This window comes from Flavobacterium cellulosilyticum, assembly GCF_004349355.1.
In the GTDB taxonomy this organism is placed as follows: Bacteria; Bacteroidota; Bacteroidia; order Flavobacteriales; family Flavobacteriaceae; genus Flavobacterium; species Flavobacterium cellulosilyticum.
On the sequence record NZ_SMFK01000002.1, the window covers coordinates 567,877 to 584,239 of the forward strand.

Genomic DNA, 16,363 nt, shown 5'->3' on the forward strand with positions numbered 1-16,363 from the left:
GGTTGTTCTACACAACCGATTGTGAAACAAATATAGGAATATATTTAATATACAATAATAATATATTATTTGATTTGTTTTATTTTTTTTTGTACTCTTGTTTTTGGGTACTATTTTTCTTGTTGGTGCTTTTTATGAAAATATGGATAGTAAAACAAACGTAGATTCAAATCAATAATTGAGACAGGTAAGTTTAAATTTTAGGATAAGAATTCGTAAAAATGGAAGCGAAATTCATTTATTAATTTGTAGTACTTTCAGTATCAAATTTCATCGACAAACGACATGGTCTATGTTTTTTAAAGAGTATTTTTTCCTTTAAACGATTTTAATATTTTAAATAAAATATTGTTGATATGTTTGAGCAAAAATTATCAAATACATCAATATATGAGTACTAAAAACATATACAGTCCTACTTATAGAAAAAAATATTTTGAAGGATATTCAAAAGGGTTTAATCCTTTCTTAGCAAATGAAAGTAGTAAAAAAGGAGAAGCTTTTAATTCTGGTTTTACATCTGGTAGAATGGATTATGAAAGTATGAATGGTGCTATTAATGAAGGGATACCATTAAGAATTGTTACTAAAAAAATCTTAGAAGATTTTCTTTTAGCAGGAATGATTGGATTAAAAATCGATTCAGACAACTATAATTTATTTCAAATTAGTGTAATTAGAGAATGGTATCTGTGTGGAGTAGAAATGTATAATCCTAAAGAAAGTATGTATCTTTTTAACATACTCGAAGAAAATGGAATTCAAATATTTTAAATTCAATTCTTTTTTTTTGTAATTTAAATTTAAGGTGTTTTATAGTTTTTTTTGATAAAATTAATTCCTTTTTAGTATTTTATATTCTTCATAACAAGAGCTAATTGCATCTAGAATTTGAAGATCATTGGCCGTTTTTACAAAGGATTCAGAATAGTTGCAACGATGTAAAATTTCGGGTATTTCATTTTTATCAATTCCCAGTAATACTGCAATAGTTTCTCTATCTGTTTTGGATTCAAGAAGATTTCGTACGGTATCGTCTTTCTTCATTTCTTTTAATCTTTTCAGCTCGTAAGGTTTTTTTCCAAAGAAGTTATAAAGAGCATCAGCAGGGTTAAAAATGGATCCCATTACTTTGCCAAAAGCATTTGGAGAATATTCTCCAGCTTCATACCCTTCAGTTAGACCTGATATACTGTATCGAAAGTTTTCCTTAGTCGGGATTAATTTTGAATCGATTTCAAGATAGCCCGTTAAATCATAATTACCTACAACTACTTCTTGAAGTGCATATGCTTTTTCTGTAAGTTGAATTTTAGTGGTTTTATTTTTTATCCAGTCATTAGTTACTTTAATTCTTAAAGACTGAAATCCTATACTTGTAATATGTAAAGTGTCGTTTACTGTAACTTCAAGATCGAAAAGACCTTTTTCGTCAGTTGTGGTTCCTTTAACCTTGTTAATGTTAATGATATTTACATTCGATAAAGGGAAATGGGTATTGTCATTCAGAATTATACCCGACACTTTTTGAACTGGCTCAACATTTTGAGAAAATGCTGTTGTGCCAAGTGTTAAAAAAAAGAAAACTACAAAATATTTCATAAACTGATTTAAAACTTTAAAAGTAATAAATAGGCATGAAATATTCTGTAGTTTCAAATTAATTATAAGAAAATTAACAGAAGAATTTAACTTCTTCTCGGTCTTCTTTCTCTAGGTGTGTCACTTGATCCTTCAGAACGTCTAGGAGGTCTTTCAGAAAAACCACCTTCACGTCTTGGCGCATCTGAAGATCTTGAAGATCTATCAGAGAAACTACCAGTTCTTGGAGCTGCATTACTTCTAGGTCCAAAACCACCTTCTTTTCTTGGAGCAAAATTACCTTCTCTTCTTGGAGCTGAACCTCTATCACCGCCACCTGAACGACCGCCGCCTCCAAAACCACCAGAACTTCTTCCGTTGTGATCACGTCTTCCGCCACCGTCATTTTTAGATATTTCAACATTAATACGACGTCCTTCTAATTGTACGTTGTTCAATATCTCCATTACTTTATCAGTATGTTCAGGATCAGTATTAAAGAAAGAGAAACCTTCTTTTACATCAACTTTGAAAACGTCATCACGACCAAGGTCTAATGTTTCTTTCAAATAATCTTTCAATGACATCCAATCAAAATTATCTCTTGATCCAATGTTTACGAAATATCTCGTGGCACCACCGTTGTTGTTTTCTCTTGGAGCACCATCTCTATCATCGCGTTCTCTTCTATCTGAACCTGATTGAGAAGAAATATCTCTTGTTTTCTTGTAATAATTGATAAAACGGTTGAATTCAACAGATACCATTTTTTTGATTAACTCTTCTTTAGATAATCCTTCAAGAACATTGTTGATAGCAGGCAAGTAGTTGTCAATTTCATGATCAACTTCAGTGTCTTTAATTTTATTAGCTAAGTGCAACAATTGAATTTCGCATATTTCAATTCCTGATGGAATTGTTTTTTCTTCGAATTTCTGTTTGATGATTCTTTCAATTGAAGAAATTTTGCGTATTTCACTTTTGGTTACAATAACGATAGATGTTCCTAATTTCCCAGCACGACCAGTACGACCTGAACGGTGGTTATAGGTTTCTATTTCGTCAGGTAATTGATAGTTTACAACGTGAGTAATATTGTCAACATCAATTCCACGTGCAGCAACATCAGTAGCTACAAGCATTTGAATTTGACGACCTCTAAAAGATTTCATTACACCATCACGTTGTGCTTGAGATAAATCTCCGTGTAATGCAGCAGCGCTGTATCCATCTTCGATTAATTTTTCGGCTACAGCTTGTGTGTCACGTTTCGTTCTACAAAAGACTACAGAGAAAATGTCTGGATTAGCATCAGCCAATCTTTTCAAAGCTTCGTAACGGTCACGGGCATTTACTAAGTAAAATTCGTGAGAAACCGTTGCTGAACCAGAGTTTTTAGCTCCTACTGTAATTTCCAGTGGGTCACGCATGAATTGTTTTGCAATTCGTGCTACTTCTGCTGGCATTGTAGCAGAGAATAACCATGTGTTTTTTTCGTCTGGCGTAGTAGATAAGATGTTTACAATGTCTTCATAGAAGCCCATATTTAACATTTCATCTGCTTCGTCAAGAATACAATAATTAATCTGAGAAATGTTTACCAATCCTCTGTTAATCATGTCTTGCATTCTACCTGGAGTTGCAACAATAATTTGTGCGCCTCTTTTAATGTCCCTAGCTTGGTCAGTAATACTTGCACCACCATAAACAGCCACTACATTAATACCTTTTTCGTATTTTGAGTAGTTTTTAATTTCGTTTGTAATCTGCAAACAAAGTTCGCGGGTAGGTGATAAAATTAACGCCTGTGTATTTCTGTTGTTGGCATCAATTTTTTGAATGACTGGAAAACCGAAAGCTGCTGTTTTCCCTGTCCCTGTCTGAGCCAACGCAACTAAATCAATGTCTTGTTCCAATAATAGGGGAATCGCTTTCTCCTGTACTTCGGTCGGATTCTCAAATCCTAGATCGATAATCGCACGTTGTAGCGATTCACTCAATCCTAATTGTTCAAATTTATTCATATATGTTTTTAAAATTTGGTGCAAAAGTACGGCTAAAAAACGATATAATCTAATTCAAAATTCAGATTTAAGGATTTATTATTATTTGAAAATCAATTAGTTACTTTTTTAAGAAAGCAATAAGTTGTTCTGTCGCCTTACCTCGATGGCTAATTGCTCCTTTTTCTTGCAGTGAAAGTTGTGCAAATGTCAGGTTTTGCCCTTCTTGAATAAAAACTGGATCATAACCAAAACCTTGATTTCCAATTTTTTCTAAAGTAATCTTGCCTTTGGCAATGCCAGTAAAAATATGTTGTTGCCCATTTAAATTTAAAACTATTACGGTTTTGAATTGGGCAGTTCTATCGGTTTTATTTTCAAGTTCTTTTAAAAGTTTGTTCATGTTGTCATCTGCATCTTTTTGTTCTCCGGCATAACGTGCCGAGTAAACTCCCGGAGCACCATTTAAAATATCAACTTCTAATCCGGTATCATCTGCAAAGCAATCGTATCCATATTTTTGTGTTACATAATTAGCTTTCATAATCGCATTTTCCTCAATTGTTGCTGCTGTTTCAGGAATGTCCTCCTGGCAACCTATGCTTTCTAAACTGATAATTTCAATAGTTTTGGGAAGTAATTGTTGAATCTCGATGATTTTATTTTTATTATTTGTGGCAAAAACTAATTTCATTTTTTTTTGTTTTTAAATTTTTTTTAAAAGTCAAATGTACTAACTTTAAGATTCTGAATATAAATCAAATTTTGAATTTAAATAACATAGGTTAATCCTTATTTTAATTTTATTAATTTGGTTTTAAAAGTTATTCATATTACAAAAAATAAGATTCTGAGTGTTTGTAGTTTATTTAATGTTATTATTGCTAATCAAATTAAATTGAAAATTATGAAAAAAATAAAATTATTATTCGTTACGGTATTAGTTTTAAGTGTGTTTTTTAGCTCTTGTACAAAAGATGAAGGGCCAGTAGATATGGCTTTGGTTATAGGAAAATGGAATTTCAATAAAACAAGTTTTACTCAAGGAGTTATTACTACAGCGGAGTCGGAATATTCTGGAAATGAGGCTGGTTGTAGTAAAGATTATATTGAAATTAAATCAGGTGGTGTTGCGAAAGCCGGTGATTATACTTCAGGATGTGTCTTATCTCAACAAGAGGGAACTTGGGTAGCAAATGGTAATAGCTTAAAAGTTACAGTTACAGGTTCATCATTAGGAGGTGATTTTCAAGTGGTGAGTGTTACCAATACTGAAATGGTTTTAAAAATAACAACAGTTCAAAGTGGAATAACTATCACTGTAAATCAAACTTTTACTAAAGCATAATTAATTTTAAAATTAATTAAAGTATTATTTTATTCTAAAACAATTATTTATAAAAGTATTATATTTTAGAGCTGTTAAAAAACAGTTAAAACACTGTTTTGTAATAGATTATTATGTATTAATTTGTATATTTGAATGTGGTTTTGATTAATTTCTTGAGTATGTAAATCTCACCAGAGATGATATTCAATAGTCAGCTAAATCGAAAGGTGGAAGTTGATAATGATAAATCAAAACCTAGAAATGGGAGGTCTGTAAAAAGACCTCCTTTTTTATGTAATATACTTATGTCGATTCATTTTTAATGGATCTTTTTTGGATCAATCAAACACTTTTGGTAGTAGGAATAGTTAAAATAATGTTGGCAGTGGGTTAGTTTCAGCTTGTTTTCCATTTATATTTTTAAAAATTAAAATGAATTGCAGTAATTCTCAAAAGTTAATTTTTGTCAATAAATGAAATTTGAGCTAAACCATTTGCGCAAAGCCGACTTTTAGTTCAAGATTAGTTAAGGTTCTTTGATATTGTAATATTTTATCCAATAAAAATCCTATTTTTGAAAACATTAAAAATAGAAATAGATTTTATTTCGCACTATATTAAATATTAAAGGTCAATACATGAGATTTTATAATGAAGCTACCAAATTAAATGCCATATTACTTTTCTTTTTTTTTACGTTGGTTTATACCAATTCATATTCACAATATATATTTCAAACTAACACTATTCCTGAAAAAATATCTTTACATGGCTTTACCACAGTTGCTGATGTAGGAGAAGAAAAGCTAAATATTCAATATGTAATCAAAAATTATGATTCTTTAAATCCAACTCCATTAGAATCTGATAATGAAGATTTAGGGTTTACGCAAAATTATTTTTGGGGAAAAACTTCACTTGAAAATCATTCAAATGTGGATTTAAACTATTATTTAGAAACTGCACGACCTATAACCGATAGAGTCGAATTATATGTGATTGATAAAAAATCGGGTACTATTCTAGAGTTTGTGAGTGGTGATAAGATGCCTATTGACAAAAGGGCTTTCGATAATAGGAAAACAATTTTTAAATTAAACATTCGACCAAATGCGAAACTTGATTTGTTTTTTCATTTAAAGAGTGATGGAGAGGTTATTAAAATGCCTGTAATATTACATTCTTCCGATGATTTTAATAAAACAGAATCATTTGAACAATTCATTTTTGGAATTTTCTATGGTATATTGGCAATTGCATCAATCATTTATTTCTTTTTCTTTTTCGCTTTAAAAGAACGAACATTTTTATATTATAGTTTGTATGTATTTTTTGTCTGTTTTATGCAATTGTCATTAGATGGATATTTTTATAAATATTTTGATCCAAGTGGAGGTTGGTTATCACAACATTGTGTATTGCTCTTTGCATTAGTTACTCTTATTTTATTAGGGAAGTACAGTGAGGTCTTTTTAAAAATAGAACAATACAATTTGCAAATTTATGGATTGTTTTATGTTACTTATTTATTGTCATTTATTCTAATGGTAATAATAATATTTGTTCCTTCAATGTTGGTTTATTGTTATCCTCTTGCCAATATTTTGGGGTTATTTATTCTAGTATTAATCATAAGTTCAATAATTGTTCTTTTCCGAGAAAAAGCCACGGTAGATTTGTTTTTTGTTACCGGGATTTTATTTTTAATTATTGGTTTTGTGGTTTTCATTCTTAATAATTTTGGATTGCTTCCTAATATTTTTCTCATCCAAAATAGTTCCAAGTTTGGTACTGGTTTAGAAATAATTTTTCTTTCGCTTTCAATGTCTAATTTAATAAGGAATCTTAAAAATGAAAAAACTGAATTAAATCGTCTTGCTCTGGTTCGTTTAGAAGAAATGAATGATTTAAAATCTTATTTTTTATCTAATATAAGTCATGAATTGAGAACTCCACTGAATGCTATATTGAATTTAATCGATTCAGTTTCAAATGATGTTATAGAGGAAAACACCATAAATACTTGTCAGATTATAAAATACTCAGCAAATAGCTTATTAAGCTCAGTAAATGATATTCTTGACTTTTCGAAAATAGAAAAAAACGAATTGAAATTAGAAGCTAAAGCTTTTAATCCTTTGCGGACTTTAGAACATATAAAAGAGTCTGTACAATTAAGAATCAATGACAAGGGGCTAGAGTTTAATTTCACTAAAAATGGTGATTTTCCTAGTGTTGTTATGGGAGATGAAATGAGGTTTTCGCAAATTGTAAATAATGTAATAAGTAATGCTATTAAGTTTACTTCTGAAGGTTTTATTAATTTTGATATTGAAGCTCAAGTTATACCAGATAATAAAGTTCGTTTGATTGTATCATTATCCGATTCGGGTATTGGTATTAAAAAAGAAAAGATGGATAGTATTTTTGATTCTTTTTCACAAAATAGTATTGATAATAAAAGGAAGTTTGGGGGATTGGGTTTAGGACTTTATATTGTAAAAACGTTGGTTGATTTGCAAGGCGGAACTATTGTAATGAAAAGTTGTCCACGAAAAGGAACAACTTGTAAAATCACCATTGATTTTGAAATTGTAGAACAACTAAAAGTAGATCTAGTTTTAGCTGAGCCTGAAGTTTTTGATTTAGAAGGGAAAACGATTTTAGTAGTTGAAGATAATTCAATTAATCAAATGGTGATTAGGATGATAACAAAAAAATGGATGAATACAACCGTTGTTTTTGCTAATAATGGGCAAGAGGGATTAGATGCATTTAAAACTAATACTTTTGATATTGTTTTAATGGATCTTCAAATGCCTATAATGGATGGTTATGAGGCAACAATAGCGATACGTAATGGAGAAGTAGGGTTGAATTATGCAAACATTCCTATTATCGCTGTAACTGCAGATGTTATGGAAAGCACCAAGTTGAGAGTTGCGGAAATAGGAATGAATGATTATTTGACTAAACCCATAAAAAAGGAAGCCTTATACAAGGCGATAAAAGAACTTGTTTAACTATAACGCAATCGTACAAAAACGTGTTTGATTCCTTTTTTATCGGATTCTCTTTCGTCTATTTCAAGAATATCAGTAAGGGATTTTAGCATGGGCGTTAGTTTTGAAAAGCCATAGTTTCTTGGGTCGAATTCAGGTTTTTTCTTTACAATAAGATTACCTACATCTCCCAGGAATGCCCAGCCATCATCATCACCAATAGCTTCTAGTGTATCTTCGATGAGTTCTATGGTTTGATTGTCAATCTTATTTAATGGTTTTGGAGCGGTTTTTTCAGTAACTACTGTTACCACTTTTTCAATTACCTTTTTATTTTCTTCAGCTAGCTTATTTTTCGGAGATTTATTTCGACCATTTGGTATTGCTCGGGTCTTTTTAATGGCTCCATCTAACACTTCTATATAAACAAATCGATCACAGGCAACAATAAATGAATTGGGTGTTTTCTTTTCTCCAATGCCAATTACTTTCATTCCGGATTCTCTTAATCGAATAGCTAATCGGGTAAAATCGGAATCACTTGATACAATACAAAAACCATCAACTTTATCGGAATACAACAAATCCATGGCGTCAATGATCATGGCTGAATCCGAAGAGTTTTTACCAACGGTATAACTGTATTGTTGAATAGGTGTAATAGCATGTTCTAATAAAACACTTTTCCAGCCGCCCGCATTGGGTTTGGTCCAGTCAGCATAAATCCGTTTTGTGGTTGGTGTTCCGTATTTAGCGATTTCTTCCATCATTCCTTTTACATTGCTATAGGGAACATTGTCGGCATCAATGAGGACGGCTAGTTTGAGTTCTTTAGAATCTTGTGACATATATTTTATTTGAAATAATAATTCAAATATACGAAGTTTCTTGTATATGTTGATGTTATAGTGCTAATGGAAAAAAATATTCCAAATTTTTGGGTATAGTTATAGTTATCACCAAAATGTGCTCTTGTAAATAAAATTGTTATGTTGCTAAGATACATTTCAAAAAGTTCAATTTTGAATTACTGGAAAAATAAAACACTAGCGGTTATGCACTTCTTTTACTCCTTTATTACCAATTTCTTCGGCTAGTCCAATAAGTAGTCCTTCGGTTCCACGAATGTAGCATAATCGATAAGAGTTTTCATACTGAACCACTTCTCCAACAAGTTGAGCGCCACACTTGGTTAATTTAGCTACCATTTCGTCAATGTCTTCAACGGTGAACATAACACGTAGATATCCGAGGGAATTCACAGGTGTTGTCCGGTGATCGGATAAAATAGGAGGTGTGATAAATTTCGAAAGTTCGAGTCGGCTGTGACCATCTGGGGTAACCATCATTGCAATTTCTACGCGCTGAGAACCAAGTCCAGTAATGCGACCAGCCCATTCTCCTTCAATTGTCCCTCGTCCTTCGAGTTTCATGCCTATCTCTGAGAAAAACGAAATGGTGTCATCAAGTGATTCTACAACGATGCTAACATTGTCCATTCTAAGTAATTTGTTTTTTGTCATAATTTTAGTCATTGTTCAGTTTTATTGCATTGTGTTTCTGATTATGCGTTTATATTGTCATAAAATTACGAATAACTTATACGTAAATACGGGTGAATTTCGGCGTTCCATCCGTTTAATGGGCTGCTATGTATGATAAACATGAGGATTGTTTATTCTCAAATATATTAAATTTTTCTAATAAATTTTAAGATGGTTTACGCTTTTGAATGTTTTTATGTTTGATTGTTTGGCTTAAGAAATTATGAAAACAATTCGTTTTGCATAGCCCTGATGGAGCCGATATCCTCGTAACGTAGTGGAGAGATAAAGGCGAGAGCAGGAGTAAATTTTGTATTGAATATGATTCGTTATGCTCCTGAAAAAAAAAGATTATGATTAGAAGTATTAAATAATTATTTTTGCAACTTCTAAAAAATAAATATAATAATTTCAATATATTATGGTTAAAGATTTATTCGAAAGAATTCAAAACAATAAAGGGCCTTTAGGAAAATGGGCTTCTCAAGCAGAAGGTTATTTTGTTTTTCCAAAATTAGAAGGAGAGCTAGGTCCAAGAATGCAGTTTCAGGGTAAAGATATTTTGAACTGGAGTTTGAATGACTATTTAGGTTTAGCCAATCACCCTGAAGTACGTAAAGCAGATACCGAAGCAGCAATAGCTTATGGTGCAGCTTATCCAATGGGAGCCAGAATGATGTCTGGACACACGAAATATCACGAACAATTAGAAGAGGAATTGGCTGCTTTTGTTATGAAAGAATCGGCTTATTTATTGAATTTTGGTTACCAAGGAATGGTTTCGATTATTGATGCTTTGGTTACCAGAAATGATATAATTGTGTACGATGTAGATTCTCATGCTTGTATTATTGATGGTGTTCGTTTGCATAGCGGAAAACGCTATACATACAAACATAATGATATTGAAAGCATGGAGAAGAACTTGCAACGTGCTACTAAAATGGCTACTGAAACTGGTGGAGGTATTTTGTTTATTACCGAAGGTGTTTTTGGAATGCGCGGTCAGCAAGGAAAGTTGAAAGAAATTGTGGAAATGAAAAAGAAATACAATTTCCGTCTTTTAGTTGATGATGCTCACGGTTTTGGGACTCTTGGAAAAACAGGAGCTGGAGCAGGTGAGGAGCAAGGTGTTCAAGATGATATCGATGTTTACTTTTCGACTTTTGCTAAATCAATGGCAAATATTGGTGCTTTTGTGGCTGCTGATACTGCAATAATTGATTATTTAAAATACAATTTGCGTTCGCAAATGTTTGCCAAAGCGTTGCCAATGATTCAAACTATTGGTTCATTGAAACGTTTGGAATTATTGAGAAATTCTTCTGAAATTAAAGATAAACTTTGGGTAAATGTGAACGCATTGCAAAACGGACTTAGAGAAAAAAATTTTGATATTGGGGATACTAATACTTGTATTACCCCTGTTTATTTAAAAGGAAGTGTTCCAGAAGCGATGGTTATGGTGAACGACTTGAGAGAAAATTACGGAATTTTCCTTTCGATAGTAATATATCCTGTTATTCCAAAAGGAATTATCTTGTTGCGTATGATTCCAACAACCTCTCATACGCTTTCAGATATAGATGAAACACTTACTGCTTTTGAAGCCATTCGTGAGAAACTAGAAAACGGAACCTATAAAGAAATTGCCAGTAGAACTAAAGTTGATTTAGACGCTTAATAGTAGTGTTCAGTGTTTAGACTTACTATCTGTATAAAAATGATATTTATATAAACAAAAAACCTTTCGAAATATCGAAAGGTTTTTTTATACAATTTTTTTACTTTATCAAACTGACTGACCACTGATCACCGTATACTGACCACTTTCTTTAAAGGTTTTTTATAAAGGTTTTTCTCTTGCAATGCACTTTTGGATCAAAATTTTTCCATAAATTATGGATGGCATGATTTTCTGCAAGTTCAGGAGTTCGGATGCAATTTTTGATTCCTTTTTCGGTAAAAGTTTTATAATACTCATTAAAAATAATGGATGGAACTCCTTTATTTTGATATTCAGGAGCAACACCTATGAGATAAAAAACAACGTCTTTGCTCTCTTTTCGTGCTTTTAGTAGATGGTAAAATCCAAAAGGAAATAGTTTGCCTTTTGCTTTTTGTAAAGCTTCTGAAAAACTAGGCATTACAATACTGAAAGCTACTATTTTATCATTTTTGTCCAACACAAATTTAATGTATTCAGGATTGATAAAACTGATGTATTTTTTCTTGAAATATTCTTTTTGAATGTCAGAAATAGCGACAAAGGAGGATAAACTGGCATAAGAATCATTAAATAAATCAAACATTTTGTCCACATAAGGCATTATGTCCTTAGTTTTTGTAAAAGTTAAACTCTTTAGTTGGTATCTTTTTTTGATTAATTCTTGTGCTTTCATAAAGAATTCTGGTTTCACATTTGAAAAAGGAAAAATACTTTCGATATATTCTTTTTCAGTTACAAAACCCAACTTTTCTAAATGAGTAACAAAATAGGGATGGTTATACCAAGTTATCATAGTTCCCATTTCCTCAAAACCTTCGGTTAGTACTCCTACTTTGTCTAGATTTGAAAAACCCATTGGGCCTTCAATGTGTTCCAAATTATTTTTATGACCTAGTTCATAGACTTTTTCTAATAAGGCTTTAGTTACTTCGATATCGTCAATAACATCAAACCAACCAAAACGTACTTTTTTCTTTTTTTGGTCATTAACTTCACTCCAATTAATGATAGCTGCTATTCGTCCAACGATTGTGTCGTTTTTATATGCTATGTAAAACTTGGCTTCGGCACTCTTGAAAGCTGGGTTTTTAGTTTTGTCAAAAGATTCTAATTCGTCGGCTATAATAGGTGGAACCCAGTATTTATTGTCTTTGTATAGTGAGAAAGGGAATTTTACAAATTCGGTCATTTCCTTTTTTGTAATGGCTTCTTTTATAGTAATCATATTTTTTTCTATTGTAAGTTTATCCTTTTTTGGCTTTTTTTGCTCTTCTTTTTGCTTTTTTTGTAGAATCACCGGTATCAATTTTCACTCGCACTTCTTGATAATTGGCGTCATAACGCCAAGAAAACCCAATGCCACCATAAAATATTGAAGGAGTAGTTTTTAAACTGCTGCTAATGGATGCATCAATTTGCATGTCTTTGTTTATTAAATAAGCGGCTCCACCACGAACGATGGCATCACTATAAAAATCACTTTTGTAGCCTTGATTTTCTATAAATCCAGACCATTTTTCGTTGAATCCTTTTGTCAAAGTTAGACCATAACCATAACTTGGATAATCGGTTCCAATATAATCACCAATAATATTAGTTACAAATACCCAACTACCATCACCCAAATGATTTTGAGTAATCAACATGATTTTTGGTGAAATTGCAGCATTGGAAGAAAAATAATAAGGATTGTTAGCGAGAGTAATATTTGCACCAGCAAAAACGGAAACGGCTGGAATAAATTGGTGCCAATTAAAAGAATGATTGGCTTTCCAGCTATACACATTTATTTTTTTTTCGTAATTTTTGAAAGGATCGTAAATCAAATATTTTAAACCTATAATGGTTTGCTTCATTGCTGATTTATTGATACTTTTTAAAGGAGAAGTAACTTGTTCATATTGGTATTGGAAATCAGCTATTAATTCTAATTTTTCCTGTAAAAAACCATATCTCAAAGTCATGTCAATCCCATATCCATTTGCATCATAATTCAAAATACTATGATTTTCTTTGATGCCATAAATTCCTGATTCAACTTGAATTACGGATTTTCCAACTGAAAAAGCAGACATGGTTTCACCTGGTCTGTTCGAGTTAATTACATCCGTATGTTGGGCATAATGAATCAATGGGGATAATAAAAAAGCAACGACGACCATAGTTTTTATTCTGTACATACTCTGTTTTTTAGGTTGAAAAAGGATAACGCTTTTCAAATGTACTATATTTTATTATTAATTTAAGAATGATATTTTAATTTTGAACAAAGGAATTGTTAATTTTGCAAAAAATATTTGATTATGCAAGAAGCATCATTTTCCGGATTCATACGAACATTATTTTATATAATAGCTTTCTACTATATTTTTAAGTTTTTGGCAAAATTGTTATTACCTTTATTAGTTAAAAAAGTAGTGGAGAAAGCTGGTGAAAATTTCCAAAAACAACAACAAAATACTCAAGGTAATTCTTGGCAAAAAACACCAAATAATGACGAGATTATAATCGATTCTGCAAATGCAAAAAAAACCCGTGAAACCAAAAAAGTAGGGGATTACGTTGATTACGAAGAACTGGAATAAAAGTATTCAGTTGTAGTAATCAGTATTGAAACCAAAACCAATTTCCATATTCAGAAATAAATAATTTAAAATCTGAAAACTAAAATTATTCTATGAAGCAACTTCAAAAGTTCTATCCACACGCATTCGTTATACTCGGTTTTGTAATTGTTTCACTCTTTTATTTTTATCCTGTTTTACAAGGAAAGAAAATCTTTCAATCGGATATTGTTCAATATACTGGAATGGCAAAGGAGCAAAACGATTTTAGAAAGTCAGATCATATAGAACCATTTTGGACAAATTCTGCTTTTGGAGGCATGCCAACCTATCAATTGGGTGCGAAATATCCTCACGATTACATTGGAGATTTAGACGATGCCATCCGGTTTTTACCTCGCCCAGCGGATTATTTATTTTTGTATTTTATTGGTTTATATGGTTTGCTTTTAGTTTTAAAAGTGGATCCTTTAAAAGCCTTTTTTGGTGCATTGGCTTTTGGTTTCTCGACTTATTTAATCATTATTCTAGGAGTTGGACACAATGCCAAAGCCCATGCGATAGGCTATATGCCAGTAGTAATAGCAGGATTTATTTTAGTTTATCAAAAGAAATATATATGGGGAGGGTTGTTGACGATGTTTGCAGTTGCCTTGGAAATCAATGCCAATCACTTTCAAATGACCTATTATTTATTGATTTTTCTATTGATACTTTCAGGTTATTTTATATATCAAGCTATAAAAGAAAAACAAATTCCATCTCTTTTTGCTTCTTTTGGAGTTTTGGCAATAGCCGGAATTTTTGCCATTGGAGCAAATGCGACTGGTTTATTGGCCACAGCCGAATATGCTAATTTTAGTACTCGCGGAAAAAGTGAATTGTCCTTTAATGCTGATGGTTCTAAGAGTGTTGGTAATAGTGCTTTGTCTCATGATTATATTACGGAATACAGTTATGGAATTGCCGAAAGTCTCAATTTGATTGCACCAAGACTTTTTGGAGGTTCTAATAATGAATCATTAGGAACGGACAGTGCCATGTATACCTTTATGATTGCTCAAGGTGTGCCACAATCTCAGGCAATTAGTTTCGTTTCAGGAATGCCAACTTATTGGGGTGATCAACCAATTGTCGCTGCTCCGGCTTATATAGGAATTGTTGTTTTTTTCCTAGTTGTTATTGCTTTACTTACGGATAAGCGAAAAATTAAATATGTATTTCTATCAGGTGCAATTGTGGCTTTACTGCTTTCATGGGGAAAAAACTTCCCACTTTTGACCGACTTTTTTATTGATATTGTTCCAATGTACAATAAGTTTAGGGCAGTTTCATCTATTCAAGTGATATTAGAATTGTGTTTTCCTGTTTTAGCTATTATGGGTTTGCAATCCTTTTTTAAATTGGAAAATGAAAAGCAAATCAAAGCATTGAAAGAAAGTGGGATATTTATTTCCGTTATTTTTATCAGTTTGTTTTTATTCAAAAGCAATTTCAGTTTTTCAGGAGCAAGTGATAGTTATTTCAGAGAAAATTATGGCCCCGCATTTGTTGACGCACTTAAAGCTGATAGAATGAGTTTGTATAGCGCGGATTTATTGCGTTCGATGTTTTTTACTGTGTTGGTGGCAGGTGTTTTTTGGTTATACATTAAAAACAAATTCACTCAAAATACAGCTATAATTCTTGTGGGCTTATTGATGGTTTTCGATTTGTTTTTTGTAGATAAAAAGTATGTTTCTGCCAAGGATTTTGTGAGCAGAAGTGAAGTAGAAGTTCCTTTTCAGGAAACGCAAGCCGATATACAAATTTTGCAAGACACCACACATTACCGTGTTTTTGAAGTTGCGGGTAATTTATCAAGTGCAAGAGCTTCTTATTTTCATAAATCGATTGGAGGTTACAGTGCTGTAAAACCTAGACGAATGCAACAATTATTTGATTATCATATTGCTAAAAACAATATGGAAATACTAAATATGTTGAATGTGAAATATGTGATACAAACAGATAGCGTGGGAAAATCAGTTCCAATTATAAACCCGAATGCAAATGGAAATGCTTGGTTTGTGAGTGGCGTTAAATTAGTAAATAGAGCAGATAATGAAATACAATCGTTGACTGGTTTGAATACTAAAAGTGTCGCCATTTTCAATGTTCACGATTATGGTGCAAAATTTAAAAATGTACGTCTAAAAAGAGACTGGGGCGAAAATGGAACAATTGATCTCCAAATTTACAAACCCAATTATATAAAATACACCTCTGAAAATTCTAAAATTGGTTTGGCTGTTTTTTCTGAAATTTATTATGAAAATGGTTGGAATGCCTATTTAGATGGTGAGAAAGTGGATCATTTTCCTGTAGATTATGTGCTTAGAGCTTTGCAAGTGCCAGAAGGAAAACACACCATTGAATTTAAGTTTGAGTCACAAGTAGTTAAAACAGGAAGCACCATTACACTTATTAGTTGTATTGGAATGTTGTTTTTATTAATTGGTGGGGTTTATTTAGAAAAGAAGAAAGGAAGATTTGTTGTGTAATATTTATTGTAAATTTGATACAACAACAGACTCTAAATAATTTATTTTTAGATTATAAAAATGAATA

The 16,363-nt window shown here is 31.7% G+C and carries 13 protein-coding genes; 6 read left to right on the forward strand and 7 right to left on the reverse strand.

Annotated features, from left to right (window positions below; translation table 11 throughout):
• The first annotated feature begins 390 nt into the window (after window positions 1-390).
• Window positions 391-774, forward strand: coding sequence for a hypothetical protein (locus E0F76_RS06365; protein WP_132002981.1), 384 nt, complete (start codon window positions 391-393; stop codon window positions 772-774).
• Between the two features lie 60 nt (window positions 775-834).
• Here E0F76_RS06365 and E0F76_RS06370 read toward each other — a convergent pair whose 3' ends face one another.
• The 3 genes from E0F76_RS06370 to E0F76_RS06380 all read right to left on the reverse strand — a co-directional run bounded on the left by E0F76_RS06370 (window position 835) and on the right by E0F76_RS06380 (window position 4,278).
• Complete coding sequence (locus E0F76_RS06370) at window positions 835-1,602, reverse strand: carboxypeptidase-like regulatory domain-containing protein (protein WP_132002984.1); 768 nt, start codon at window positions 1,600-1,602, stop codon at window positions 835-837.
• Window positions 1,603-1,688: 86 nt separating this feature from the next.
• Window positions 1,689-3,605, reverse strand: coding sequence for a DEAD/DEAH box helicase (locus tag E0F76_RS06375; protein WP_132002987.1), 1,917 nt, complete (start codon window positions 3,603-3,605; stop codon window positions 1,689-1,691).
• Between the two features lie 100 nt (window positions 3,606-3,705).
• Complete coding sequence (locus tag E0F76_RS06380; RefSeq protein WP_132002990.1) at window positions 3,706-4,278, reverse strand: non-canonical purine NTP diphosphatase; 573 nt, start codon at window positions 4,276-4,278, stop codon at window positions 3,706-3,708.
• A gap of 213 nt (window positions 4,279-4,491) precedes the next feature.
• Between E0F76_RS06380 and E0F76_RS06385 the strand changes: the two genes are divergently transcribed.
• Together E0F76_RS06385 and E0F76_RS06390 are read left to right on the forward strand one after the other, a co-directional pair.
• Window positions 4,492-4,932 carry a lipocalin family protein gene (locus tag E0F76_RS06385; protein ID WP_132002993.1) on the forward strand — a complete coding sequence of 147 codons (441 nt, stop codon included), beginning with the start codon at window positions 4,492-4,494 and terminating at the stop codon, window positions 4,930-4,932.
• A gap of 620 nt (window positions 4,933-5,552) precedes the next feature.
• Complete coding sequence (locus E0F76_RS06390) at window positions 5,553-7,937, forward strand: hybrid sensor histidine kinase/response regulator (protein ID WP_132002996.1); 2,385 nt, start codon at window positions 5,553-5,555, stop codon at window positions 7,935-7,937.
• On the opposite strand, the gene E0F76_RS06395 is transcribed toward E0F76_RS06390, so the two are convergent.
• Both E0F76_RS06395 and E0F76_RS06400 read right to left on the reverse strand, forming a co-directional pair.
• Window positions 7,934-8,764 carry an NYN domain-containing protein gene (locus E0F76_RS06395; RefSeq protein ID WP_132002999.1) on the reverse strand — a complete coding sequence of 277 codons (831 nt, stop codon included), beginning with the start codon at window positions 8,762-8,764 and terminating at the stop codon, window positions 7,934-7,936. The genes E0F76_RS06390 and E0F76_RS06395 overlap by 4 nt on opposite strands.
• A gap of 198 nt (window positions 8,765-8,962) precedes the next feature.
• Complete coding sequence (locus E0F76_RS06400; RefSeq protein WP_220398903.1) at window positions 8,963-9,451, reverse strand: VOC family protein; 489 nt, start codon at window positions 9,449-9,451, stop codon at window positions 8,963-8,965.
• A 430-nt stretch (window positions 9,452-9,881) separates the two neighbouring features.
• On the opposite strand from E0F76_RS06400, the gene E0F76_RS06405 reads away from it, so the two are divergent.
• Window positions 9,882-11,144, forward strand: coding sequence for an aminotransferase class I/II-fold pyridoxal phosphate-dependent enzyme (locus E0F76_RS06405; protein WP_132003002.1), 1,263 nt, complete (start codon window positions 9,882-9,884; stop codon window positions 11,142-11,144).
• Between the two features lie 151 nt (window positions 11,145-11,295).
• On the opposite strand, the gene E0F76_RS06410 is transcribed toward E0F76_RS06405, so the two are convergent.
• The gene (locus E0F76_RS06410; RefSeq protein ID WP_132003005.1) at window positions 11,296-12,414 is read right to left on the reverse strand and encodes a GTP cyclohydrolase; all 1,119 of its coding nucleotides are present in this window, start codon (window positions 12,412-12,414) and stop codon (window positions 11,296-11,298) included.
• A 19-nt stretch (window positions 12,415-12,433) separates the two neighbouring features.
• Window positions 12,434-13,369: a transporter gene (locus tag E0F76_RS06415; RefSeq protein ID WP_132003008.1), complete on the reverse strand. Its 936-nt coding sequence runs from the start codon at window positions 13,367-13,369 to the stop codon at window positions 12,434-12,436.
• A gap of 123 nt (window positions 13,370-13,492) precedes the next feature.
• Here E0F76_RS06415 and E0F76_RS06420 point away from each other — a divergent pair, with 123 nt between their 5' ends.
• Entirely contained in the window at window positions 13,493-13,774 is a 282-nt protein-coding gene (locus E0F76_RS06420; protein ID WP_132003011.1) for a DUF4834 family protein, read from the forward strand.
• 92 nt (window positions 13,775-13,866) lie between these two features.
• Window positions 13,867-16,296, forward strand: coding sequence for a YfhO family protein (locus E0F76_RS06425; RefSeq protein ID WP_132003014.1), 2,430 nt, complete (start codon window positions 13,867-13,869; stop codon window positions 16,294-16,296).
• Window positions 16,297-16,363: the final 67 nt, after the last annotated feature.

Bases quoted from the DNA above. Each gene is read 5' to 3' on its own strand.
- E0F76_RS06415 (WP_132003008.1), bottom strand. From the start codon at position 13,369: ATGTACAGAATAAAAACTATGGTCGTCGTTGCTTTTTTATTATCCCCA.
- E0F76_RS06420 (WP_132003011.1), top strand. From the start codon at position 13,493: ATGCAAGAAGCATCATTTTCCGGATTCATACGAACATTATTTTATATA.
- E0F76_RS06395 (WP_132002999.1), bottom strand. From the start codon at position 8,764: ATGTCACAAGATTCTAAAGAACTCAAACTAGCCGTCCTCATTGATGCC.
- E0F76_RS06370 (WP_132002984.1), bottom strand. From the start codon at position 1,602: ATGAAATATTTTGTAGTTTTCTTTTTTTTAACACTTGGCACAACAGCA.
- E0F76_RS06390 (WP_132002996.1), top strand. From the start codon at position 5,553: ATGAGATTTTATAATGAAGCTACCAAATTAAATGCCATATTACTTTTC.
- E0F76_RS06375 (WP_132002987.1), bottom strand. From the start codon at position 3,605: ATGAATAAATTTGAACAATTAGGATTGAGTGAATCGCTACAACGTGCG.
- E0F76_RS06385 (WP_132002993.1), top strand. From the start codon at position 4,492: ATGAAAAAAATAAAATTATTATTCGTTACGGTATTAGTTTTAAGTGTG.
- E0F76_RS06365 (WP_132002981.1), top strand. From the start codon at position 391: ATGAGTACTAAAAACATATACAGTCCTACTTATAGAAAAAAATATTTT.
- E0F76_RS06400 (WP_220398903.1), bottom strand. From the start codon at position 9,451: ATGACTAAAATTATGACAAAAAACAAATTACTTAGAATGGACAATGTT.
- E0F76_RS06380 (WP_132002990.1), bottom strand. From the start codon at position 4,278: ATGAAATTAGTTTTTGCCACAAATAATAAAAATAAAATCATCGAGATT.
- E0F76_RS06405 (WP_132003002.1), top strand. From the start codon at position 9,882: ATGGTTAAAGATTTATTCGAAAGAATTCAAAACAATAAAGGGCCTTTA.
- E0F76_RS06410 (WP_132003005.1), bottom strand. From the start codon at position 12,414: ATGATTACTATAAAAGAAGCCATTACAAAAAAGGAAATGACCGAATTT.
- E0F76_RS06425 (WP_132003014.1), top strand. From the start codon at position 13,867: ATGAAGCAACTTCAAAAGTTCTATCCACACGCATTCGTTATACTCGGT.